Annotated in this window: 23 protein-coding genes; 12 read left to right on the top strand and 11 right to left on the bottom strand. The window is 71.6% G+C overall.

Annotation, left to right across the window (positions count from 1 at the left end; genetic code table 11):
* Window positions 1-24 precede the first annotated feature (24 nt).
* Window positions 25-987, top strand: a complete 963-nt coding sequence (locus AB0B58_RS09235) for a potassium channel family protein (RefSeq protein ID WP_360220903.1) — start codon at window positions 25-27, stop codon at window positions 985-987.
* Between the two features lie 13 nt (window positions 988-1,000).
* Here AB0B58_RS09235 and AB0B58_RS09230 read toward each other — a convergent pair whose 3' ends face one another.
* Both AB0B58_RS09230 and AB0B58_RS09225 read right to left on the bottom strand, forming a co-directional pair.
* A complete protein-coding gene (locus tag AB0B58_RS09230) occupies window positions 1,001-2,062 on the bottom strand; it encodes a 2-oxoacid:ferredoxin oxidoreductase subunit beta (RefSeq protein WP_360220126.1) in 1,062 nt (353 codons plus the stop codon).
* Window positions 2,055-3,908 carry a 2-oxoacid:acceptor oxidoreductase subunit alpha gene (locus AB0B58_RS09225; RefSeq protein WP_360220123.1) on the bottom strand — a complete coding sequence of 618 codons (1,854 nt, stop codon included), beginning with the start codon at window positions 3,906-3,908 and terminating at the stop codon, window positions 2,055-2,057. The genes AB0B58_RS09230 and AB0B58_RS09225 overlap by 8 nt, the downstream gene beginning before the upstream one ends.
* Before the next feature lie 199 nt (window positions 3,909-4,107).
* Here AB0B58_RS09225 and ndhC point away from each other — a divergent pair, with 199 nt between their 5' ends.
* From ndhC to AB0B58_RS09200, 5 genes are all read left to right on the top strand, one after another.
* Window positions 4,108-4,485, top strand: coding sequence for an NADH-quinone oxidoreductase subunit A (gene ndhC, locus AB0B58_RS09220; RefSeq protein ID WP_360220120.1), 378 nt, complete (start codon window positions 4,108-4,110; stop codon window positions 4,483-4,485).
* A gap of 83 nt (window positions 4,486-4,568) precedes the next feature.
* Entirely contained in the window at window positions 4,569-5,105 is a 537-nt protein-coding gene (locus AB0B58_RS09215) for a DivIVA domain-containing protein (protein ID WP_360220117.1), read from the top strand.
* Window positions 5,102-5,599, top strand: a complete 498-nt coding sequence (locus tag AB0B58_RS09210) for an SRPBCC family protein (RefSeq protein WP_360220114.1) — start codon at window positions 5,102-5,104, stop codon at window positions 5,597-5,599. Before AB0B58_RS09215 ends, AB0B58_RS09210 begins: the two co-directional genes overlap by 4 nt.
* A gap of 34 nt (window positions 5,600-5,633) precedes the next feature.
* On the top strand, window positions 5,634-6,236 hold the full coding sequence (locus tag AB0B58_RS09205; RefSeq protein ID WP_360220111.1) for a DNA-3-methyladenine glycosylase I: 603 nt from the start codon (window positions 5,634-5,636) through the stop codon (window positions 6,234-6,236).
* A 196-nt stretch (window positions 6,237-6,432) separates the two neighbouring features.
* The gene (locus AB0B58_RS09200; RefSeq protein ID WP_360220108.1) at window positions 6,433-6,990 is read left to right on the top strand and encodes a hypothetical protein; all 558 of its coding nucleotides are present in this window, start codon (window positions 6,433-6,435) and stop codon (window positions 6,988-6,990) included.
* A 66-nt stretch (window positions 6,991-7,056) separates the two neighbouring features.
* Here AB0B58_RS09200 and AB0B58_RS09195 read toward each other — a convergent pair whose 3' ends face one another.
* The 3 genes from AB0B58_RS09195 to AB0B58_RS09185 all read right to left on the bottom strand — a co-directional run bounded on the left by AB0B58_RS09195 (window position 7,057) and on the right by AB0B58_RS09185 (window position 9,586).
* A complete protein-coding gene (locus AB0B58_RS09195; protein WP_360220105.1) occupies window positions 7,057-7,854 on the bottom strand; it encodes a serine protease in 798 nt (265 codons plus the stop codon).
* 134 nt (window positions 7,855-7,988) lie between these two features.
* Window positions 7,989-8,777, bottom strand: coding sequence for an enoyl-CoA hydratase-related protein (locus AB0B58_RS09190; RefSeq protein WP_360220102.1), 789 nt, complete (start codon window positions 8,775-8,777; stop codon window positions 7,989-7,991).
* Window positions 8,774-9,586, bottom strand: coding sequence for a PaaX family transcriptional regulator C-terminal domain-containing protein (locus AB0B58_RS09185; protein ID WP_360220099.1), 813 nt, complete (start codon window positions 9,584-9,586; stop codon window positions 8,774-8,776). Before AB0B58_RS09185 ends, AB0B58_RS09190 begins: the two co-directional genes overlap by 4 nt.
* 290 nt (window positions 9,587-9,876) lie before the next feature.
* Here AB0B58_RS09185 and AB0B58_RS09180 point away from each other — a divergent pair, with 290 nt between their 5' ends.
* Together AB0B58_RS09180 and AB0B58_RS09175 are read left to right on the top strand one after the other, a co-directional pair.
* Window positions 9,877-10,044 (top strand): DUF3117 domain-containing protein, encoded by a 168-nt coding sequence (locus AB0B58_RS09180; RefSeq protein ID WP_015625691.1) that lies wholly within the window; start codon window positions 9,877-9,879, stop codon window positions 10,042-10,044.
* Window positions 10,045-10,120: 76 nt separating this feature from the next.
* Window positions 10,121-11,533, top strand: coding sequence for a leucyl aminopeptidase family protein (locus AB0B58_RS09175; protein WP_360220094.1), 1,413 nt, complete (start codon window positions 10,121-10,123; stop codon window positions 11,531-11,533).
* Here AB0B58_RS09175 and AB0B58_RS09170 read toward each other — a convergent pair.
* A complete protein-coding gene (locus AB0B58_RS09170; RefSeq protein ID WP_360220091.1) occupies window positions 11,523-12,131 on the bottom strand; it encodes an O-methyltransferase in 609 nt (202 codons plus the stop codon). The two genes, AB0B58_RS09175 and AB0B58_RS09170, sit on opposite strands and share 11 nt — an antisense overlap.
* A 260-nt stretch (window positions 12,132-12,391) precedes the next feature.
* Here AB0B58_RS09170 and AB0B58_RS09165 point away from each other — a divergent pair, with 260 nt between their 5' ends.
* Both AB0B58_RS09165 and AB0B58_RS09160 read left to right on the top strand, forming a co-directional pair.
* The gene (locus AB0B58_RS09165) at window positions 12,392-13,657 is read left to right on the top strand and encodes a trypsin-like peptidase domain-containing protein (protein WP_360220088.1); all 1,266 of its coding nucleotides are present in this window, start codon (window positions 12,392-12,394) and stop codon (window positions 13,655-13,657) included.
* 77 nt (window positions 13,658-13,734) lie between these two features.
* The gene (locus AB0B58_RS09160) at window positions 13,735-14,154 is read left to right on the top strand and encodes a preprotein translocase subunit TatB (protein ID WP_360220085.1); all 420 of its coding nucleotides are present in this window, start codon (window positions 13,735-13,737) and stop codon (window positions 14,152-14,154) included.
* An 84-nt stretch (window positions 14,155-14,238) separates the two neighbouring features.
* Here AB0B58_RS09160 and AB0B58_RS09155 read toward each other — a convergent pair whose 3' ends face one another.
* Genes AB0B58_RS09155 through AB0B58_RS09145 form a run of 3 tightly spaced genes read right to left on the bottom strand, consistent with a single transcriptional unit; the run spans window position 14,239 to window position 17,243 of the window.
* Entirely contained in the window at window positions 14,239-15,390 is a 1,152-nt protein-coding gene (locus AB0B58_RS09155) for an Mrp/NBP35 family ATP-binding protein (RefSeq protein WP_360220082.1), read from the bottom strand.
* Between the two features lie 21 nt (window positions 15,391-15,411).
* Window positions 15,412-15,936, bottom strand: coding sequence for a DUF1003 domain-containing protein (locus AB0B58_RS09150; RefSeq protein ID WP_360220079.1), 525 nt, complete (start codon window positions 15,934-15,936; stop codon window positions 15,412-15,414).
* Window positions 15,933-17,243, bottom strand: a complete 1,311-nt coding sequence (locus AB0B58_RS09145) for a magnesium transporter MgtE N-terminal domain-containing protein (RefSeq protein ID WP_360220076.1) — start codon at window positions 17,241-17,243, stop codon at window positions 15,933-15,935. Before AB0B58_RS09145 ends, AB0B58_RS09150 begins: the two co-directional genes overlap by 4 nt.
* Window positions 17,244-17,270: 27 nt before the next feature.
* Between AB0B58_RS09145 and AB0B58_RS09140 the strand changes: the two genes are divergently transcribed.
* Window positions 17,271-18,143 carry a PhzF family phenazine biosynthesis protein gene (locus AB0B58_RS09140; protein ID WP_360220073.1) on the top strand — a complete coding sequence of 291 codons (873 nt, stop codon included), beginning with the start codon at window positions 17,271-17,273 and terminating at the stop codon, window positions 18,141-18,143.
* Between the two features lie 16 nt (window positions 18,144-18,159).
* Here AB0B58_RS09140 and AB0B58_RS09135 read toward each other — a convergent pair whose 3' ends face one another.
* Window positions 18,160-18,660, bottom strand: coding sequence for a hypothetical protein (locus tag AB0B58_RS09135; RefSeq protein WP_360220070.1), 501 nt, complete (start codon window positions 18,658-18,660; stop codon window positions 18,160-18,162).
* Between the two features lie 20 nt (window positions 18,661-18,680).
* The gene (locus tag AB0B58_RS09130; RefSeq protein WP_360220067.1) at window positions 18,681-19,379 is read right to left on the bottom strand and encodes an HAD family hydrolase; all 699 of its coding nucleotides are present in this window, start codon (window positions 19,377-19,379) and stop codon (window positions 18,681-18,683) included.
* 122 nt (window positions 19,380-19,501) lie between these two features.
* Here AB0B58_RS09130 and AB0B58_RS09125 point away from each other — a divergent pair, with 122 nt between their 5' ends.
* Window positions 19,502-20,437, top strand: coding sequence for a DMT family transporter (locus AB0B58_RS09125; RefSeq protein WP_360220064.1), 936 nt, complete (start codon window positions 19,502-19,504; stop codon window positions 20,435-20,437).
* Window positions 20,438-20,477 lie beyond the last annotated feature (40 nt).

The raw sequence follows: 20,477 nt of genomic DNA, 5'->3' as shown, positions 1-20,477 counted from the left end.
CCGTTGCGCGCGCTCGGCGTCCGGATGGCGGCCGCCATCACCCTCGTGCTGCTCACCGTCGGCGTCATCTACCTGGACCGGGACGGCTATCGCGACGTCAACGAGGACGGGCTGACGCTGCTCGACAGCTTCTACTACGCGGTCGTCTCGCTCTCCACCACCGGCTACGGCGACATCACGCCCGTGACGCCGGAGGCCCGGTTCATGAATATCGTGTTCATCACACCGGCGCGGGTGCTTTTCCTGATCATCCTCGTCGGCACGACCCTCGAAGTGCTGACGGACCAGTACCGGAACAGCCTCAGGGTCACCCGGTGGAGGCGAAAGTTGAAGGACCACATCATCGTCTGCGGCTACGGCACCAAGGGCCGCGCCGCGGTCAGTGCGCTGCTCGAGACCGGCTACGACAAGTCCCGCATCGTCGTCGTGGAGAGCAATGACGTCGCGCTGCGCCAGGCCGCCTCGCACGGCCTGGTCGCGATCGAGGGCAACGCCACCCGCTCGGCGGTGCTCGAGGAGGCCGACGTCCGGAAGGCCAAGTCGGTCATCATCGCCACCGACACCGACGAGGCGTCAGTGCTCATCAGCCTGACCGTGCGGCAGCTGACCGCGGGTCAGGTCCGGATCATCGCGGCGGTCCGCGAACAGGAGAACGCCGCCCTGCTCAAGCAGAGCGGCGCACACCACGTCATCGTCACGTCCTCGACCGCCGGCCGGCTGCTCGGCATGACCACCACCGCGCCGCCGCTGATCGACGTCGTCGAGGATCTGCTCACGCCGGGTCAGGGCATGGCGCTTGCGATGCGCTCCGCCGAGCGTGCGGAGGTCGGCCGCAACCCCCGCGAGCTGCAGACGCTGGTCGTGGCCCTGATCCGCCGCGGCAAGGTGGTGCCGCTGGGCGGCGAGCACTCCATGACCATCGAGACCGGCGACATGCTCATCTACATCCGCGACGAGGAGAAGAACGGCGTCGGCGTGACGGCCTAGGCGTGCCTCGGGCCTACAGGATCGTCCAGGTGTCGCCGGCGTTCAGCAGCTCGCCGAGCATCTGGTCGGGCGTCCCGGTGATCTGGGCCTTGGCGTCTTCCAGCTGCTTCTGGATCAGTTCGTCGTAAGACGGGCGCTGGACGTTGCGGAACACGCCGATCGGGGTGGTGCCCAGGTCCGAGCCCGACAGCCGGCTCAGCGCGAACGCGTAGGCCGGGTCGTCCACGGTGGCGTCGTGCACGACCGGGGTTTCGCCGCCGAGGTCGGAGCTGTCGCGCACCGACAGGCCGAAGCCGCCGGCCGGGTGGACGACCGAGTACTGGCCCTGCGCGCCGAACGTGATCGGCTGGCCCTGCTCCAGGCGGATCAGGTGGTCGTCGCGGGTGTCCGAGTCCTTGAGCAGCTCGAACGCGCCGTCGTTGAAGATGTTGCAGTTCTGATAGATCTCCACGAACGCCGAGCCCTCGTGCTCCGCCGCCGCCCGCAGCACCGACTGCAGGTGCTTGCGGTCCGAGTCGATCGTGCGGCCCACGAACGTCGCCTCGGCGCCCAGCGCCAGCGACAGCGGGTTGAACGGCGAGTCCGCCGAGCCCGCCGGCGTCGACTTGGTGATCTTGCCAAGCTCCGAGGTCGGCGAGTACTGCCCCTTGGTCAGGCCGTAGATCCGGTTGTTGAACAGCAGGATCTTGAGGTTGACGTTGCGGCGCAGCGCGTGGATCAGGTGGTTGCCGCCGATCGAGAGCGCGTCGCCGTCGCCGGTGACGACCCAGACCGACAGGTCGGGGCGGGACGCGGACAGCCCGGTCGCGATGGCCGGCGCGCGGCCGTGGATCGAGTGCATCCCGTACGTGTTCATGTAGTACGGGAAGCGCGACGAGCAGCCGATGCCCGACACGAAGACCGTGTTCTCCCGGGGGATGCCCAGCTCCGGCATGAACTGCTGTACCGCCGCCAGGATCGCGTAGTCACCGCAACCGGGGCACCAGCGGACCTCCTGGTCGGACTTGAAGTCCTTGGCGGTCAGCTTCACCGGGGTGAGCGCCAGATTGCGGTGATTCAGTGTCGGGCTAGCCATTCTTGACCACGTCCTCGAGCATGTTCTCCAGCGTCGCGGCCGTGAACGGCAGGCCGCTGACCTGGTTGAAGGGAACCGCGTCGACCAGGTACCTCGCCCGGATGACGTGGGCGAGCTGGCCCAGGTTCATCTCCGGGATGATCACCCTGTCGTAGGCCTTGAGTACCTCGCCCAGGTTGGCCGGCAGCGGCGACAGGTGCCGCAGGTGCGCCTGGGCGATAGGCAGGCCGCGCTGGCGCAGCGACCGGCAGGCGGCGCCGATCGGGCCGTACGTCGAGCCCCAGCCCAGAACCAGCACGCGGGCGTTCTCGTCCGGGTCCTCGATCTCGACGTCCGGCACCGGGATCGATTCGATGCGCTCCGCCCGGATCCGGACCATGAACTCGTGATTGGCCGGGTCGTACGAGATGTCGCCGGTCTTGTCGGCCTTCTCGAGGCCGCCGATCCGGTGCTCCAGGCCCGGGGTGCCCGGGATCGCCCACGGCCGCGCCAGGGTCTCCGGGTCGCGTAGGTACGGCAGGAAGCGCCCGTCATCGCCGTTCGGCTCGGTCGTGTAGGGGACCGAGATGTCCGGCAGGTCGTAGACGTCGGGCAGCAGCCACGGCTCGGAGCCGTTCGCCACGTAGTTGTCCGACAGCAGGATCACCGGCGTGCGGTACTTCAGGGCGATCCGGGCCGCCTCGATCGCGGCGTGGAAGCAGTCCGACGGCGACCTCGGCGCGATGACCGCGAGCGGCGCCTCGCCGTGCCGGCCGTACAGGGCCATGTTGAGGTCGGCCTGCTCGGTCTTGGTCGGCATGCCCGTCGACGGCCCGGCCCGCTGCACGTCGATGATGACCAGAGGGAGCTCGAGCGCGATCGCCAGCGAGATCGTCTCGCCCTTGAGCGCGACGCCGGGGCCCGAGGTCGTGGTGACGCCGAGCGCGCCGCCGTACGCGGCGCCGACGGCCGCGCCGATCGCGGCGATCTCGTCCTCGGCCTGCATCGTGGTGATGCCGAACCGCTTGTGCTTCGACAGCTCGTGCAGGATGTCCGACGCCGGGGTGATCGGGTAGGCGCCGAGGAAGACCGGCAGCTTGGCGCGCACACCCGCGGCCACCAGGCCCAGCGCGAGGGCGGCGTTCCCGGTGATGTTGCGGTAGGTGCCCGGCAGCATCTTGGCCGGCTTGACCTCGTAGCGAACCGAGAAGTCCTCGGTCGTCTCACCGAAGTTCCAGCCCGCGTTGAAGGCCGCCTTGTTCGCCGCGACCAGGTCCGGGCGCTTGGCGAACTTGTTCTCCAGGAACCGGATCGTCGACTCGAAGGGGCGCGAGTACATCCAGCTCAGCAGGCCGAGGGCGAACATGTTCTTGGCGCGCTCGGCGTCCTTCTTCGCCACGCCCAGCTCGGCGAGGGCCCCGATGGTCATCGAGGTCAGCGCCACCGGGTGCAGGGCGTAGCCGTCCAGCGAGCCGTCCTCGAGCGGGCTCACCGAATAGCCGACCTTGGTCAGGTTGCGCTTGGTGAACTCGTCGGTGTTCACGATGATGTCCGCGCCGGTCGGCAGGTCGGCCAGGTTCGCCTTCAGCGCCGCCGGGTTCATCGCCACGAGCACGTTCGGCGAGTCGCCGGGCGTGAGGATGTCGTAGTCGGCGAAGTGCACCTGGAAGCTCGAGACGCCCGGTAGGGTGCCCGCAGGTGCCCGGATCTCCGCCGGGAAGTTGGGCAGGGTCGAGATGTCGTTGCCCAGCTGCGCGGTCTCGGACGTGAACCGGTCACCAGTGAGCTGCATACCGTCACCGGAGTCCCCGGCGAACCGGATGACCACGCGATCAAGCTGCTCGACACGCTTCGCGGGAGCGGCCACGTTCCAACCTCCTGAGGGAGCCGGCCGGCGGGTACGCACGTCGATGAGCCGGCCCGCAATAGTCACTTCCAGCCTACGTCGGCGCTCCTTACCACCGTGGGTACGGGTGGCTGTCCGACTTCAGACCGTTGACCACAGTAGCCAGGCAAGGCTTGCCTGAGCCAACTGAGTCCACCCTTCGGTTCGCTAGGCTGCGGCCGTGGACGGGTATCTGGGTTCGTACGCGACGCTGGGGCTGGCGCTGGCCGCCGGCGTGGTCGTCTTCGTCGGAGCGTTCGGCGCGAACAGGCTGCTCAGGCCCGCGAACCCGGCCGAACCGGCGGGTAAGCGGACGACCTACGAGAGTGGCGTCGACCCGGTCGGCGGTGACTGGGCGCAGGCGAAGATCCGCTATTACGTCTATGCGTACCTTTATGTGCTCTTCGCCGTGGAGGCCGTATTTCTCTTCCCCTGGGCGGTCGTCTTCGACCGGCCCGGGTTCGGCCTGGTGACGGCGGTCGAGATGGCCGTCTTCGTGGCCGTGCTGGCGCTCGGCATCGCCTACGCCTGGCGCAAGAAGATCCTCACCTGGACCTGACACCCCTCGATCGAGCGGGGGGATCACCCGCCTGCGGGGTGGCGGGCTCGCCACGCCGCAGCGGTCGTGCCACGATCGTGCCCATGGGTCAGCTTCTCCTTTTCATCGTCGTGGCGCTCGTGGTCGCGGCGATCGTCTTCGGCGTGACCGTGATGGTGAGCGGCGGCGACTCCGGATTGACGCCGGTCGAACCCGACGGGAGGTCCCTGGCGCTGCCCGGCGACCGCCCGCTCGGCGAGGAGGACATCCTGCGGACCAGGTTCGACACCGCGTTCCGCGGCTACCGGATGGGCCAGGTCGACCAGGCGTTGCAGCGGGCGGCCTATGACATCGGTTACAAGGGCGAGCTGATCGGCGTCCTGGAGGCCGAGGTCGCCGCCCTGCGCGAGGGCCGGACCGCCGACGCCGACGTGCTGCGCCGGGCCCGCGAGGCCGCCGTCGCGCCGCCGCCACCGGCCGCCCGGCCCGACGGCGCGCTTCCCGAGATTCCGCCCGCCGCCGACAAGCCGGCCGAGCCGGCCGCCACCGCTGAGCCGGCCGCGACCGCCGAGCCGGCGGCCGACGTCGAGGATGCGCCCGGGCGCAAAGCCGGCGACGGGGAGCCGGCGGAGCGCCGATGAGCGAGACCGGGCCGGTCGGCGGCCTCGACGACGCGGCGCGCCCTGGCACCGGCGAGGTCACCGCGACCGTCATCGTCAACGCGCCCGCTCCCCGGGTCTTCGCGGCGTTCATGAACTGGGAGCGGCAGTCCGAATGGATCCCCTTCACCAAGGTGCGGGTGGTCGAGGGCGACGGCGGCGAGGGCAGCCTGATCGAGGCGATCACCGGGGTCGGCCCGGCCGGGCTCCGCGACGAGATGCGGGTGGTCCGGGTCGACGCACCGTACGAGTTGCGGGTCGTGCACTGCGGCAAGGTGCTGCGCGGTCCGGGGTCGATGCGGTGCACCGCGATGGGCGGCGACCGGACCCAGGTGGTCATGCACGAGTGGTTCCACCTGCCGCCGGGCGCGGCCGGGCGGCTGGCCTGGCCGGTGCTCTGGCCGGGATCGAAGCTCAGCCTCAAGGGCGCGCTGAAGAAGTTCGGCCGGCTCGTCGAAGAGGGCCGCCTCCGCTGATTTTCTGTCGGGGGTGCCTCGTACCGTCGTCCGCATGACGGATGTGATCGGCGAGCCCGGCACCGACGGGCTGGTGATCGGGCCGGACGGGCGTGCCCGGTGCGCCTGGGGCGGCAGCACGCCCGACTACCGGCCCTACCATGACCTCGAGTGGGGCCGGCAGGTCCGCGGCGACGACGCGCTCTTCGAGCGGATGTCGCTCGAGGCGTTCCAGTCCGGGCTCTCCTGGATCACCATCCTGCGCAAGCGGCCGGCCTTCCGGGCCGCGTTCGCGGACTTCTCGATCCCGGCGGTGGCGGCCTTCACCGAGCGGGACGCCGCCCGGCTGATGGCCGACACCGGCATCGTGCGCAACCGGATGAAGGTCGACGCGACCCTGCACAACGCCAGGGTGGCCGCGGACCTGCCGGACGGCCTCACGGCCCTGCTCTGGTCCTACGCGCCCGCGCCGCGGCCCCGCCCGGCGACCCGGGCGGACGTCCCGGCGATCACCGCGGAGTCGACGGCCCTGGCCAAGGCGCTGAAGAAACTCGGCTTCAAGTTCGTCGGCCCGACGACCGCCTACGCCCTGATGCAGGCGACCGGAATGGTCGACGACCACCTCGCCGGCTGTTTCGTGGCGCCGGCGTCCGGCTGACCCACGCCGCGCGCCAGGATCGGCCGTTACGGCGGCCCAGCTTGCCGCTGAGGGGCGTGTGAGCCGCGCGTGGCAGAGGGACATGCACGTGGGCTCGCGGGGCGACGTGCAGGTCCTCCGACGGGCGCGGCGGTGTGTGCCACGTCCGCGCGAGTCAGCGGAGGGCTCCCGGGTGGCCCGTGATGAGATGGTGCGCATGGCGCAATGGGCGGTGATCATTCCGGCGGATCGATGGGCAACCGAGCGGTTGTTCCATCACGACACCCTGACCGTGGCCGGCCTGCCGGGAGTGCAGCCGGGGACCGGCGACGAGGTGCTCCTCGTGGCCGGCGAGGACGCGCCGCAGGTCGTGGCGCTCGGCGCCGTCGCGGCGGCGCCGTCGCGGCGGGGCGCTCACGGCGTACCCGAGCTGGTGGTCAACTACACCCGGCGCTCGTTCGACGAGCCGGTGCCGGCCGACGAGCTCAAGCTCGCCGAGCCGGTCGCCGAGGTCGACGAGGAGCTGTTCCGGCGGCTCGCGGCCCGGCTGGGCGGCCGGAGCGACCGGCGGACCTGGCTGGTCAGCCTGGACCTGCCGATCGAGGCGGCGACGCCGGCCGAGGCGGTGCGCCAGTTCTGGTCGTACGTGCTGGAGCTCGGGCCCGCGGAGCTGCCGACGTTCGTCTCGCCGTCGGGCGACGAGCTGGCCATGCAGGCTTTCGTGCTGGGCGAGGAGGCCAACCTCGACCCGGAGGAGGACGAGGACGACGACTGATCCGGCGGACACGCGCGGCGGGCCCGGAGCTTGAAGCTCCGGGCCCGCGACGTGTCGATCGTGGGGTCAGCCGCCCAGGCTGGTAGCCGCCGAGGCGATCGTCGAGGCGAAGTAGCTCACCTGCGTGTACACGCCGGGCTTGTTCGGCCGGGCACAGCCGTCGCCCCAGCTGACGATGCCGACCTGTACCCAGGCGTTGGACGCGTCGCGGCGGAACATCGGGCCGCCGGAGTCGCCCTGGCAGGTGTCGACGCCACCGGCCGTGTAGCCCGCGCAGATCTCGTTGCTCGCGATGATCTGGCCGTTGTACATCGAGCTCGAGTTGCACGTGGCGTCGCTGACGAACGGCACCGTCGCCTTCAGCAGGTAGCGCTGCTGCGACCCGCCCTCGCGCGCCGCACCCCAGCCGGCGATCGTGAACGTGCCCGAGTCGTACGCCGTGGTGGTGGCGATCGGCAGCGTCGCGTAGCCGGTGATCGGGCTGGCCAGGCGGATCAGGGCCCAGTCCTTCCCGTTGCCGTTGTAGCCGGGCGCCCGGTACACGTAGTTCGACTTACGGGTGACCCGGCTCGACGAGTTGAGGTCGACGACCCCGATCGTCGCGGTGATCGACGTGTTGGTGCCGGTGCCGCTCACGCAGTGAGCGGCCGTCAGCACTAGGGTCGGGCTGTACAGCGCGCCGCCGCAGCCCATCGACAGGCGGACCATGAACGGGAACTCGCCCTGCGTGGCCCGGCTGCCGCCGACGACCATCTGCGGGCCGTCGTCGGCCGCCGACGCGGGCGAGGACTGCATCAGGGTGCCCATCGAGGCCACCGTGAGTGCGGCCGCCGCCGCGCCCAGGAATCTGCGCCACCTTGCCATCCAGACCTCCCCAGCCGAAGGTGCGCCCGGGGGTGGGGCGCACTCCTTCTTTGTTGGGTGAGAGTCAAACATTCACCGGCATATATGGGATATCCCGAAATACTCATACCGTGGGCCATATCCGGCCGTAAGAATCACCGTCCGTCGAAGACCGGCTTCTGCTTCGCCACGAACGAGTTCACTGCGGCCTTGTGGTCGGCGGTCGCACCGCAGATCGCCTGCGCCTGCGCCTCGGCGGCCAGCGCGTCCGACAGCGAGCCGGCCGTGCCGATGGACAGCTCGCGCTTGATGGCCGCGTACGCGACCGTCGGGCCCGCGGCGAGCCGGGCGGCGAACTCCTGCGCGGTCGGCAGCACCTGCTCGTCGTCCTCGACCAGCTGGGTGAGCAGGCCGTAGTCGAGGCTCTGCTGCGCGCGTACGGGCTGGGCGAGCAGCAGCAGCTCGAGGGCGCGGGCGCGGCCGACGAGGTGCGGGAGCGACCAGGAGATGCCGGTGTCGCCGGCCAGGCCGACGTTCGCGAACGCCATCAGGAACGTGGTGCGCGGGCCGCCGACCCGAAAGTCGGCGAGCAGCGCCAGCGAGGCGCCGGCGCCGGCCGCGGTGCCCCGTACGGCCGCGACGACCGGCTTGGGCAGGCTGGCCAGCCGCTGGGCGATCGGGTTGTAGTGCTGCCGCACGGTGTCCAGCTCGGTCGCGCCCTTGTCCAGGTCGCGCGCGTGCTCCCGCAGATCCTGGCCGACGCAGAAGGCGGTGCCCGCGCCCGCCAGCACCACGGCGCGGACGGACTTGTCCACCTCGATCGAGGCCAGGGTGTCGCGCAACGCCTCCTTGAGGTCGATGTCCAGCGCGTTCATCGCGTCGGGCCGGTTCAGGGTCAGCGTCACGACGGCATCGGTGCGGTCGACGAGAAGGGAATCGGTCATGGCTCAGAGAATCCCACACGGCCGCCGCGCGATGCCGAGGCCAGGCAGCGCTCGACGAAGCGGTCGGCCGCCGGGCGCAGCCGGGTGGCATGCCGGTCGAAGAACGTCGCGGCGCTGGAACCGGGCCACCGGGCCGGCAGCAGGGCGGCGGGCAGCTGCGGGTCGAGGAAGAGGAACGAGCGCCACGCGTGCACGAGCTGGAAGCGGACCGCGTACGCCTCCTCGTCGGTGCTGCGGGCATTGACCGCCGTGACGATCGGGCGCTGCGCCGCCATGAAGTCCTCGTACGCCTTGCCGATCTCGGCCAGGTTCCAGGCCCGCCCGACCACCTCGGCCGCGCCCGGTGAGCCCGCCGCGTGGCTGGCGCTGAACCGCTCGTAGCCGACCCCGGCGTCGGCCAGCAACGCGTCGATCTCGTCCGCGGCCCGCGGTGCGACCCAGATCAGTTCGCTCAACATGCCGTAGCCCAGAAAGGTCAGGCGTTTGGCTTCGCGGCGGGGCACCGGGCCGTGCGTCAGCACCAGATCGAAGCGTCCGTCCCAGCCGTTGCGCCCGGTCCGGTAGATCCGGGCCGCCGTCTCGTCGAGGCGGCGCGCGGCCTTCGGCGTCAGCACGTAGCCCGGACCGGACACCAGTCGCATAGGGTGCAACCAGCCCTGACGCACCATCCGGGACACCGCGGTACGCACCGCCGGCGGCGCGATCCCCACCGGAGCGAGCAGTTTGACGAGGGCTGCGACGGGCGCGCGGCCGCCTCTCGGGCGCAGATAGTCGCCGTAGAGGTCGAAGAGTGCCGACCGCGCCTGCATGACCGCACATTGTGACAGCAGGAAAGACGATATGCTAGACGCTGTCACATCAGTCCGGGCTGGGTTTGGGTTCGCCGGTGTTCATCAGGGAAAATGTTTGATCGGCACGGTGGGCCACGTCGCGTGACGTTGGGCGAGGCTCGCAGCGCTACGGTCTCGGGTCGGTCCAGCGGGGGCGACTCCGCCGGTCGGAAACGAGGTACGGCGCCCCGTGGGGCTGAGCACGGGACGTTGACGAAGTGGCTGTGGGGTAACCCACCGACCCTGATGTAGGTCTGAGGGGAGACAAGATGGCGGCGATGAAGCCGCGGACGGGCGATGGTCCGCTGGAGGTCACCAAGGAAGGGCGCGGCATCGTCATGCGCGTCCCGCTGGAGGGTGGTGGCCGTCTCGTCGTTGAGATGACTCCGGACGAGGCCAACGCGCTTGGTGACGCGTTGAAGGCGATCGCCGGCTGACGTTTCACGTGGCCCGCCGGTACGGTACCTGCCGTACCGGCGGGCTTTCCACGTCCTGAGGAAAGGTCATCCTCCAGTGTTCGCGATCGGCCTGTCAGCCACCGGGAGCCCCGGTACCCGCGTGCTACCCGTCGACGACTCCGGCGTGCTCGCCGGCGGCGACGAGGAGACCGCCGAGCTGGTGCGTACCGCCGAAGACGCAGGTAGGGCCGGTGCCGTGCAGGTGCTGCCGCGCCCGCTGCGCACCCCGGCGAAGCTTCTGCTGGCCGGCGTGGGCGCCGGCGACGAGGCCGGCTGGCGTGCCGCCGGCGCGGCCGTCGCCCGGACCGCGGCCGGCGACGAGCCCCTCGACGTGCCGCTGCCCGACCGGGTCACCCCCGCCGCCGTCCGCGGCCTCGCCGAGGGACTCTGGCTCGGCGGCTACCGCTTCCGCGAGGCACCGAAACCGCCACGCTCCGCGACCGTCACCCTCACGACCGCGGACGCCGCCGCGTACGCGGAGAGCCTCGAGACCGCCCGGGTGACCGCCGCGGCGACCTGGCTCGCCCGCGACCTGACGAACACGCCCGCGGCGGTGAAGAACCCGGCATGGTTCGCCGACCAGGTCGTCGCCGAGGCCGCGACACGCCCGGGCGTGACGGTCACCGTGCGCGGGCCGGAGCAGCTCGCCGCCGAGGGCTTCGGGGGCATCCTCGCGGTCGGCGGCGGCTCGGCCACGCCGCCGCGGCTCGTCGAACTCGCCTGGAACCCGCCGGCCGCGTCCCGCCATGTGGTCCTCGTGGGCAAGGGAATCACCTTCGACACCGGCGGCATCTCCATCAAGAGCACCGACGGCATGAAGCTGATGAAGAAGGACATGGCGGGCGCGGCGGCGATCATCGCCGCGACCCTGGCGGCCGCGGACCTGAACCTTCCGGTACGCGTCACCGCGCTCGCGCCGCTGGCGGAGAACGCGGTCAGCGGCTCGGCCTTCCGCCCGGGCGACGTCATCACCCAGTGGGACGGCGCGACCACCGAGTCGACCAACTCGGACGCCGAGGGCCGCCTGGTGCTCGCCGACGCGCTGGGCTACGCGGTAGCCGAGCTGAACCCGGACGTCGTGATCGACCTGGCCACGCTCACCGGCGCCAACTCGGTCGCCCTCGGCAAGCGCACGGCCGCCCTGTACAGCCAGGACGACGACCTCGCCGACGCCCTGGCGGCCGCGGGCGCGGCCGCCGGCGAGCAGATGTGGCGGCTGCCGCTGCCCGACGACTACGTCGAGCACCTGCGCAGCGAGATCGCCGACCGGCACAGCTCGCCGGCGCAGGGCGCGGGCTCGGTGGTCGCGGCGCTGTTCCTGCGCGAGTTCCTCGGCGACCGGGCGGACCGCTGGGCACATCTCGACATGTCGGCGCCGAGCTGGGCGGAGCAGGACGAGTCCGACCTCACCAAGGGCGCCACCGGCTGGGGCGTGCGAACCCTGCTCCGGTATCTCCTCAGCGCTTGACCGCGGCCAGGAGGCCGGCGGTGGTGGGGATCAGGGCCGGGGTCCAGTCGTCGGACTCGCGGATGGCCTTGACCGTCTCGCGGATCGTGATCGTGTCCACGTCACGGGCCGCCGGGTCGCTGATCCGGCCGCCGGCCAGCGCGCCGTTCACGATCAGCACGCCGCCCGGGCGCAGCAGCCGCAGCGCCGCCTCGGCGCACGCGCCGAACTCGGTGGCGTCCGCGTCCACGAAGATCAGGTCATAGACGCCGTCGGCGAGGCGGGGCAGCACGTCCAGGGCGCGGCCGGTGATGATCCGGGTGCGGGACGCCGCGAAACCCGCCTCCTGGAAGATCCGGCGGGCGATGCGCTGGTGCTCGTTCTCCACGTCGATCGTCGTCAGCACCCCGTCGGCCCGCATGCCGCGCAGCAACCAGACGCCGCTCACCCCCGTACCGGTGCCGATCTCGACTACCGCCTTGGCGCTGCCCGCCGCCGCGAGCAGGCTGAGCACGGCGCCGGCGCCGGGGGTCACGGCCGCAAGGCCGACCTCCTGGGCAAGGCTGCGCGCGGTCTGCAGGACGATGTCCTCGGCGACGTAGGTCTCGGCGAACCGCATCGACTGCGCGGTGGGTGCGCCGGGCGATCGGGCTTCGGTGACGATGACGACCTCCGTCTGGCTAAGAGGATGAGCGGTCCGGAACCGGTGCACATCGGGTATGAGCGTAGAGCGATGCCCACCCTTCGCGCATCGGGGACTTCGCCGCCGAAAAGCGGCGACCGGCAACCGACGTCCGACTCACCGGATGATCGTCGCCGATCCGTGTCATCCTGGACGCGGAGCCCGGGGGTTCCAGTACGACGAGTGGAGGCATCGACGTGACCGACGGCTGGAACTGGCGCCAGCCTCAACCGCCGCCGCCCGCCACGCCCGGAGCGCCGGCGGGTTCGCCGTGGTGGTCCGACGCACTGGCCGATCCGTGGCGGGATCCGTACGCGCCGTCGGCAGTCGTGGTGCCGTCCGCGCCGGTGAGCAGCGGCCCCCAGCCGGAGCGGGTGCCGGACCCGGACGCGCCGCGCCGGTCGATGGCCCCGATCCTGCTGATCTGTCTGGTCACGGCCCTGCTGGCCGGGGGCCTCGGCGGCACGCTGGGCTACGTCTTCGCCACCCACAGCGGGGTCGGCGGCGGTACCCAGCTCGGCGGCGCGCCCCTGGCCGCCCCGTCGGCGGCGCAGCGGGCACCCGACTCGATGGCCGGCGTGGCCGAGCAGGTGATGCCCAGCGTGGTCACGGTCCGGGTCACCGGCGCGATCGGCTCCGGCTTCGTCGTCTCCCCGGACGGCTACGTGATCACCAACGACCACGTCGTCGAGGGCTCCGAGGGCGCCATCTCGGTGTCGTTCAGCGACGGCTCGTCGGCGTCCGCGACGGTGGTCGGTCGCGACCCCGAGTCCGACATCGCGGTGATCAAGGTCGCAAAGAAGGATCTGACCGTCGTTCAGCTCGGCGACTCCGACTCGATCGCGGTCGGCGACCCCGTGCTGGCGTTCGGCTCGCCGTTGGCACTGGTCAACACGGTGACCTCCGGCATCGTCAGCGCCCTGGACCGCACGATCCAGGCCGGCGACCCGGGCGGCACCGTCCGCTACTACGCGGCGATACAGACCGACGCGGCCGTCAACCAGGGCAACTCCGGCGGCCCGCTGGTCGACGCCGCCGGCCGGGTGGTCGGCGTCAACTCGGTGATCCGGTCCGTCGGCGCCAGCGACACCGAGGCCGGCAACATCGGCCTCGCCTTCGCCATCCCGATCAACCAGGCCAAGCGGGTCGCCAAGGACATCATCGACTTCGGCAAGGCCCGGCGCACCGTGATCGGCGCCGAGGTGTCGACAAGCGGCAGCGGCGGGTCGACCGGCTCGACCGGCGCCCGGCTGCGCTCGGTCGGGCAGGGCGGCCCCGCCGCGACCGCTGGCCTGAAGTCCGGCGACGTCATCACCAAGATCGACGGACACCCGCTGGAGGACGGCGCGGACCTGATCGCCCTGGTCCGCAAGTACGCGCCGTCGTCGGTCGTGGCGGTCGAGTACCGCCGCGGAACCAAGACGCAGACGGCCTCCGTGACCCTGGCGGCCGACGCGAAGTGAAGCGCCCTCATGGGCGGGCGGCGTCGCACAGCGAACGTGCGTAGTCTTGCCCCCGTACGGGACGAGGGAGGCCGGCCGTGTTCGAGAACCTGAACTGGTGGGAGATCGGCGGGCTGCTCATGCTCGCCCTGCTGATCTTCGGTGAGCGGTTGCCCAAGGTGATCGGCGACGGCCTGCGGATGCTGCGCGGCCTGCGGGCCATGGCGCAGAACGCGACCTCCGACCTGAGCCGCGAGCTCGGCACCGACATCCAGCTTCAGGACCTGCACCCGAAGGCCTTCATTCGCAAGCATCTGCTCAGCGAGGAGGACGAGATGGCGATCCGCCAGCCGCTGCAGGGCCTCTTCGACGACGTCAAGAGCGACCTGAACGGCGTGAAGTCGGAGCTCGGCGAGGTCGCCTCCGCCGCCGATCTCAGGGCCCGCCGTGACGGCGACGGCGCCGCGGCGGACAAGCCCACCACGGCGCCGCACACGTTCGACGTCGACGCTACTTGAGCCAACCCGCAGCGGAAAACCCATGCAAGTTCGCTACTGAGCCAACCCGCAGCGGAAAACCCATGCAAGTTCGCTACTTGAGCCCTATCGCCGGGCGTTGACCATCAGCCCGAGCGGCTTGCCGACCAGCGACTCGCGCCGGATGGCCAGCCGGTCCGCCACCGCGTCCAGGGCCTTCGCCGCCGGGGCCTCCGGGTCGGCCAGCACGACCGGCGTGCCCGCGTCACCGGCCTCGCGCACCCGGGTGTCCAGCGGGATCTGACCGAGCAGCGGCACCGAGGCGCCGACGGTCTTGGTCAGCGAGTCGGCGACGGTCTGGCCGCCACCGGAGCCGAAGACCTCCATGCGGGTGCCGTCGGGCAGCTCGAGCCAGGACATGTTCTCCACCACACCGACGAGGCGCTGGTGTGTCTGCAGGGCGATCGCCCCGGCCCGCTCGGCCACCTCGGCGGCGGCCATCTGCGGCGTGGTCACGACCAGGATCTCGGCGTTCGGCAGCAACTGGGCCAGCGAGATCGCCACGTCGCCGGTGCCCGGCGGCAGGTCGAGCAGCAGCACGTCCAGATCGCCCCAGAAGACGTCGGCGAGGAACTGCTGCAGCGCGCGGTGCAGCATCGGCCCGCGCCAGACGACGGCGGCGTTGCCGGCGGTGAACATGCCGATCGAGATGACCTTCACACCGTGCGACTGCGGCGGCATGATCATGTCCTCGACCCGGGTGGGCCGGCCGTCGACGCCGAGCATCCGGGGCACCGAGTGGCCGTAGATGTCCGCGTCGACCACGCCGACGGACAGGCCGCGCCGGGCGAGGGCCGCGGCCAGGTTGACGGTGACGCTGGACTTGCCGACGCCGCCCTTGCCGCTGGCCACCGCGTACACCCGGGTCTTGGAGCCCGGCTGGGCGAACGGGATGACCGGCTCGGCGGCCTGTGCGCCGCCGCCACGCAGCGTGGCCTGCAGGGCCTTGCGCTGTTCCTCGGTCATGACACCGAAGTCGATCTCCACGGCGGTGATGCCGGGAATGGCGGTGACCGCTGCGGTGATGTCGGCGGTCAGTTTGTCCCGAAGCGGGCAACCGGCGACCGTGAGCAGCAGCTCGACCTTCACGCTGGCGCCTGCGACGGTGAAGCCCTTGACCATTCCGAGTTCGGTGATCGGTTTGCGGATCTCGGGGTCGTCGACGGTGGCCAGGGCCGCCTGAACGGCGTCCTCGAGGGTGGGGGCGGGTGCGGACATGCCGACCATGCTACGTCGGTGTCAGGTCCGCTCCTCTTCCCACTCCTTGCGTTCCAGCTTCTGCCGTCGATGGGCGGCCTCGTCCAGTTCGTCCGCGAGCCGGGCCAGCTCCGTTCGCAGGAAGTCACGGGTCGCGACCTCGCCGACGGCGATCCGCAGCGAGGCGATCTCGCGGGCCAGATACTCCGTGTCCGCCTTCTGCATCGCCGCGCGCCGGCGGTCCTCCTCCATCGTCAGGCGGTCCCGGTCGGCCTGCCGGTTTTGCGCGAGCAGGATCAGCGGTGCGGCGTAGGAAGCCTGCAGGGACAGCACCAGGGTCAGGAACGTGAACGTGTACGGGTCGAAGCGCAGGCGCACCGGCGCGAGGGTGTTCCAGGCGAACCAGGCGCTGATGACCAGCGTCATGTAGACGATGAACTTGGCCGTGCCCATGTATCTGGCGATGCTCTCCGACCAGCGGCCGAAGGCCTCGGGGTCGAAGCGGGGCAGGCGTACCCGGCCCGGCTCGACGGGCTGGTCCAGCCGATCCCGGCGTGGCTCGGTCATGCGTCCGCCCCCGGGTTCTGTGTACCCGGCAGGATCGCCGGGGTCTCGTCGTCATGGGTGTCGCGGTCACGCCAGTCACGGGGCAGCGAGTGGTCCAGCACGTCGTCGACGGTGACCGCCCCCACCAGCCGGTACGCGCCGTCGACCACCGGCATGGCCACCATGTCGTACGTCGCCATCCGCCGGGTGATCTCGCTGAGGCCGGTCTCGGGCCGCAGCGGGTCGATGTCGCTGTCGAGGAGGCCGCCCAGCATCGACGAGGGTGGCTCGCGCAGCAGCCGCTGGAAGTGGACCATGCCCAGGTACTTGCCGCTCGGTGTCGCGGAGGGCGCCCGGGCCACGAACACCTGCGCCGCGACGACCGGGGACAGCTCCGGCTCGCGGATTCGGGCCAGGGCCTCCGCCACGGTCGTGTCCGGCGTCAGGATGACCGGCTCGGAGGTCATCACGCTGCCGGCCGTGCCGGGGGTGTACTTCATCAGCTGCCGGACCGGGGCCGCCTCCTCCGGCTCCATCAGGTCGAGCAGCACGCTCTGTTCCGTCTTCGGCAGCTCGGCGAGCAGGTCGGCGGCGTCGTCCGGGTCCATCCGCTCGAGCACGTCGGCGGCCCGTTCCCGGTTCAGGTGCACGAGGATCTCCACCTGGTCGTGCTCGGGCAGCTCCTCGAGCACGTCGGCGAGCGTCCGGTCGCTGAACGCGGCGGCGACCTCATTGCGGCGGGCGTCCGGCAGGTCCTGCAGGGCGTTCGCCATGTCCGCGGGGCGCATCTGCTCCAGCAGGGCGACCAGGTTCGACGTGCCCTGGGTGTCGGTCGGCCCGACCAGCCCGCGGATCCGGTCGTAGTCGACCTGGTACGTGTGCCCGCGCCGGGCCAGCCGCCCGGTGTACTGGCGCACGGCGACCCGGGTGACCAGCCACTCGTTGTTGCGGTTGAGCTCCATGGCGAGGTCGACGACCGTGCCGGGCTGGCCCTGCCCCTGGCGGTCCTCGGGCTCGACGGTGACCCGGCGGTCGAGCACCTCCTCGAGCACCAGCAGCTCGTTCGGCCGCTTCTCGAAGCGGCGCAGGTTGAGCATGCCGGTGCTCAGGACGACGGCCTCCGCGTCCATCGAGGTGACCCGCCCGATCGGCAGGAAGATCCGCCGGCGCAGCGCCATCTCGGCGACCAGGCCGACGACCTGCGGCGGCCGGTTCGTGGTGCGGAGCCGGATGACGGCGTCGCGTACCCGGCCAACCCGGTCGCCGTTGGGGTCGAACACGGGCAGCGCCGCGAGCCGCGCTAGGTAAACCCTGCTCCCCATGGTCACCGCCCCAGCCTAAGTTAGCGTCGAACCATGTCGACCGTGGCGTACGAGATCGTGGACGTGTTCACCGACCGGCCCTATGCGGGAAACCCGCTGGCGGTGGTGTTCGGGGCCGAGGCGCTCGCCGGGGACCAGATGCAGTTGCTGGCCCGCGAGTTCAACCTTTCGGAGACCGTGTTCGTGCTGCCGCCCGAGGCCGGAGGCACGTACCGGGCGCGGATCTTCACCCCGGAGACCGAGCTGCCCTTCGCCGGCCATCCGAGCATCGGCGCCGCCGTGACCGCGGCGCGGCGCGGCCTGGCCGGGCCCGGGGAGCTGGTGCAGGAGTGCGGCGCGGGCCTGCTGCCGGTCTCGGTGACGGACGCCTCCGCGACCCTGACGGGCGGCGCGCCGACCCTCGGCGCGGCGCTGCCGGTCGGCGGGCTGCTCGATCTGGTCGGGCTCGCCGACGACGACTTCGCGGGTGGGGCGGCGCAGCCCGCCCCGGCCGGATGCGGGCTGGAGTTCGTCTTTCTGCCGGTGCGCCGGGACGCCCTCGCGCGGGCCTGGGCCGACGCCGAGCGGGGCCGCGCCCTGAAGGTCACCGGGATCAGCGTGTTCGCCTGGGACGCCGGGACCCGGACCGCTCAGGCGCGGGTCTTCTGCCCGGGCGTCTCCGTGCCCGAGGACCCGGCCACCGGCTCGGCGGCGCTGGGTCTCGGCGTGTGGCTGGTCGCGAACGGCCTGCTGCCCGGCGACGGGACCTCGTCCTACACGGTTCATCAGGGCGTCGAGATGCACCGGCCGTCCCTGCTGCGGTGCACGGTGACGGCCGCGGGTGGCTCGGCGAGCGTCGCGACGGTCAGCGGGCACGTCGTGCCGGTGGCGCGCGGCGAGATCGCCGTGCCGCCGTTCATCGGCTAGCCGATCGACCGGATCGTCAGAGCTTGCGCTTGCCGGCCCGGTGCAGGCGGAAGGGGTTACGGACCACGACGCGCGCCGGCGTCTCGCGGGGCGGGGCCGCGGCCGAGTCGGCCGGCAGGTCGGGCGCGGCGATCGGCGGCTCGTCCGCCGGCGTCAGCCGGAGCACCGCGCAGCCGGTCTCCGCCCAGCGCGCGGTCACCTCGTCCGCGGTGCCCGAGGCGTTCAGGCGCTTGCCGGCCAGCTGCGGCGCGATCTCCGTCCAGGCCTCGCTGCCCGGCGCGAGCCGCTCGACCAGCGTCTCGACGATCACGATGAGGCCGCCGTTGTCGCCGCGCAGGCGCACGGCGGCGCGCGCCGCACCGGCCAGGTCCGGCGCGTCCTGCTCGCCGGGGCCGCAGACCACGATCAGCGTGCCGTCGAGCGGCATGACCCAGAGGCCGCGGTACGGCCCGCCGGCCACGCTGATCCAGGCGATGCCGGCCTTCTTGATCGCCTCAGCCACCAGCTCGGTCGTCACCGGGCCATCCTCGCATGCGCTCAGGTCAGCGCCGGTACGCGATCCAGCAGGTCCACGACCGCCGTCAGCGACGGCACGCTGAGCCCGGTGAAGTACTCGTCCGCGTCGAAGACCAGATGATCGGCGAGGTCCGGCGCGGCCAGGCGGACGGGTGTCATTCCGACCGCCGCCGCGCCGGTGAGCTCGCGGCTGCCGCCGTCGCCGACGTAGAGGCAGTCCTCGGGTGCGACCCGCATCCGCCAGCAGGCCTCCAGGTAGATCAGCGGGTCGGGTTTGCAGCGGCCGACCTCGACCGAGAAGACGCTCACGTCGAGCAGCGGCGCGATCGGCATGCTCGGCAGGAACGCGGGCAGTTCGTGGGTGCAGTCGCTGATCAGCGCGGTACGCAGGCCGCGGCGCTTGATGGCCCGCAGGACGCTCTCCGCGTCGGTGCGCATCCTGGTGTCGGCCTTCAGGGCGTCGACGCGGGCGGGCACCGCGGCCTGCAGCTGCGCGGTCTGCGGGCTGCCGCCGGCCTGCTCGGTGACCCACCGTAAGGTGGCCTCGGCGGAGCCGAGATGACCACGTGCCCGTACCTGAAAGGTGCGGTCGAGGACGCTCAGCACCGCGTCGGGATCGCAGCCGAGTGCTCTGGCGATGTCGGCGTGCTGTGGGCCCCTCCGGATGGAGCGGGTCAGCGTGCCGAAAAAGTCGAACACGACCGCTTGGTACGCGGGCATCGAAGACCACTCTCCATGGGGTTTGACGAATGCGTCGGCGGCGAGCGTAACGACTGCATCACTTTGCGTTCAACAAAACGTGACGAGCTGTTCTGCGGATAAGCAAGAAGTGACTGCGGGGGATGAATATGCGTTCAACGCCCGCTTTGCCCACGGTCGCGGCCCTGACCGTGGCGGTCCTCGCGGTGTCCTCGTCGGCGCCGCTGATCGCGTTCGCGGCCGCACCGGCCCTGGCAGTGGCGTTCTGGCGTAACGGGCTGGCCTTCGTGGCGCTCACGCCGATCACGGCGGGACCCCGCCGGTTCGAGCTGGTGACGCTGCGCAGCCGCAGCGGCGTCTTCGCGGTGCTGGCGGGGCTGGCACTGGCGCTGCACTTCGCGACCTGGATGCCGAGCGTGCAGCTGGGCTCGGTGGCGACCGCGACGGCGTTGGTGGCGACCCAGCCGGTCTGGCAGGGGCTGATCGCGGCCGCTCAGGGCCGGCGGCCGTCGACCGCCGGCTGGGTGGGAATCGGGCTGGCGGTGGCCGGTGCGGCATGGGCGACCGGCATCGACGTCGGGGTGTCAACGCAGGCCGTGCTGGCCGACCTGCTGGCGCTGGTGGGAGCGATGGCGGCGGCGGTGTACACGGCGTTCGGGGAACGGGCGCGGACGCGGCTGAGCACGACGACGTACACCTGGGTCTGCTACGGGACCTGCGCGGCGTTGCTGCTGGTCGTCTGCGTGGTGGGCGGGGTGCGGCTGCACGGGTACGACGAGCAGACCTGGGCGGCGATCCTGGCGCTGGTGGTGGGCGCGCAGCTGCTGGGGCACTCGATGTTCAACTATGCGCTGCACCGGACCTCGGCCACGACGGTGAGCGTGCTCATCCTGCTGGAGGTGCCGGGCGCGGCCCTGCTGGCCTGGGCCTGGCTGGGCCAGACGCCCCGGGCCGCGGCGCTTCCGGGGCTGGGGCTGCTGGTCGCGGGGGTGGCCGTCGTGGTGCTCGGCGACGCCCGGGTACGGCGGCGGGCGGCAACGGCATCGCTGGCCGACGGCGCGGATCCCGAGGATCGCTGATGTCGTTGAACCCTGCGGGCGTCGTCGCACCCTGGCGTGC

The sequence above is a fragment of the Actinoplanes sp. NPDC049118 genome, from assembly GCF_040648555.1.
Classification (GTDB): domain Bacteria; phylum Actinomycetota; class Actinomycetes; order Mycobacteriales; family Micromonosporaceae; genus Actinoplanes.
This window is presented reverse-complemented; position numbering and strand designations above follow the sequence as displayed.

What these genes read in the sequence shown, in the direction of transcription:
- AB0B58_RS09235 (WP_360220903.1), top strand. Translation starts at nt 25, where the DNA reads ATGGCGGCCGCCATCACCCTCGTGCTGCTCACCGTCGGCGTCATCTAC.
- AB0B58_RS09230 (WP_360220126.1), bottom strand. Translation starts at nt 2,062, where the DNA reads ATGGCTAGCCCGACACTGAATCACCGCAATCTGGCGCTCACCCCGGTG.
- AB0B58_RS09215 (WP_360220117.1), top strand. Translation starts at nt 4,569, where the DNA reads ATGGGTCAGCTTCTCCTTTTCATCGTCGTGGCGCTCGTGGTCGCGGCG.
- AB0B58_RS09210 (WP_360220114.1), top strand. Translation starts at nt 5,102, where the DNA reads ATGAGCGAGACCGGGCCGGTCGGCGGCCTCGACGACGCGGCGCGCCCT.
- AB0B58_RS09205 (WP_360220111.1), top strand. Translation starts at nt 5,634, where the DNA reads ATGACGGATGTGATCGGCGAGCCCGGCACCGACGGGCTGGTGATCGGG.
- AB0B58_RS09200 (WP_360220108.1), top strand. Translation starts at nt 6,433, where the DNA reads ATGGCGCAATGGGCGGTGATCATTCCGGCGGATCGATGGGCAACCGAG.
- AB0B58_RS09195 (WP_360220105.1), bottom strand. Translation starts at nt 7,854, where the DNA reads ATGGCAAGGTGGCGCAGATTCCTGGGCGCGGCGGCGGCCGCACTCACG.
- AB0B58_RS09190 (WP_360220102.1), bottom strand. Translation starts at nt 8,777, where the DNA reads ATGACCGATTCCCTTCTCGTCGACCGCACCGATGCCGTCGTGACGCTG.
- AB0B58_RS09185 (WP_360220099.1), bottom strand. Translation starts at nt 9,586, where the DNA reads ATGCAGGCGCGGTCGGCACTCTTCGACCTCTACGGCGACTATCTGCGC.
- AB0B58_RS09180 (WP_015625691.1), top strand. Translation starts at nt 9,877, where the DNA reads ATGGCGGCGATGAAGCCGCGGACGGGCGATGGTCCGCTGGAGGTCACC.
- AB0B58_RS09170 (WP_360220091.1), bottom strand. Translation starts at nt 12,131, where the DNA reads ATGCGGTTCGCCGAGACCTACGTCGCCGAGGACATCGTCCTGCAGACC.
- AB0B58_RS09155 (WP_360220082.1), bottom strand. Translation starts at nt 15,390, where the DNA reads ATGTCCGCACCCGCCCCCACCCTCGAGGACGCCGTTCAGGCGGCCCTG.
- AB0B58_RS09150 (WP_360220079.1), bottom strand. Translation starts at nt 15,936, where the DNA reads ATGACCGAGCCACGCCGGGATCGGCTGGACCAGCCCGTCGAGCCGGGC.
- AB0B58_RS09140 (WP_360220073.1), top strand. Translation starts at nt 17,271, where the DNA reads ATGTCGACCGTGGCGTACGAGATCGTGGACGTGTTCACCGACCGGCCC.
- AB0B58_RS09130 (WP_360220067.1), bottom strand. Translation starts at nt 19,379, where the DNA reads ATGCCCGCGTACCAAGCGGTCGTGTTCGACTTTTTCGGCACGCTGACC.
- AB0B58_RS09125 (WP_360220064.1), top strand. Translation starts at nt 19,502, where the DNA reads ATGAATATGCGTTCAACGCCCGCTTTGCCCACGGTCGCGGCCCTGACC.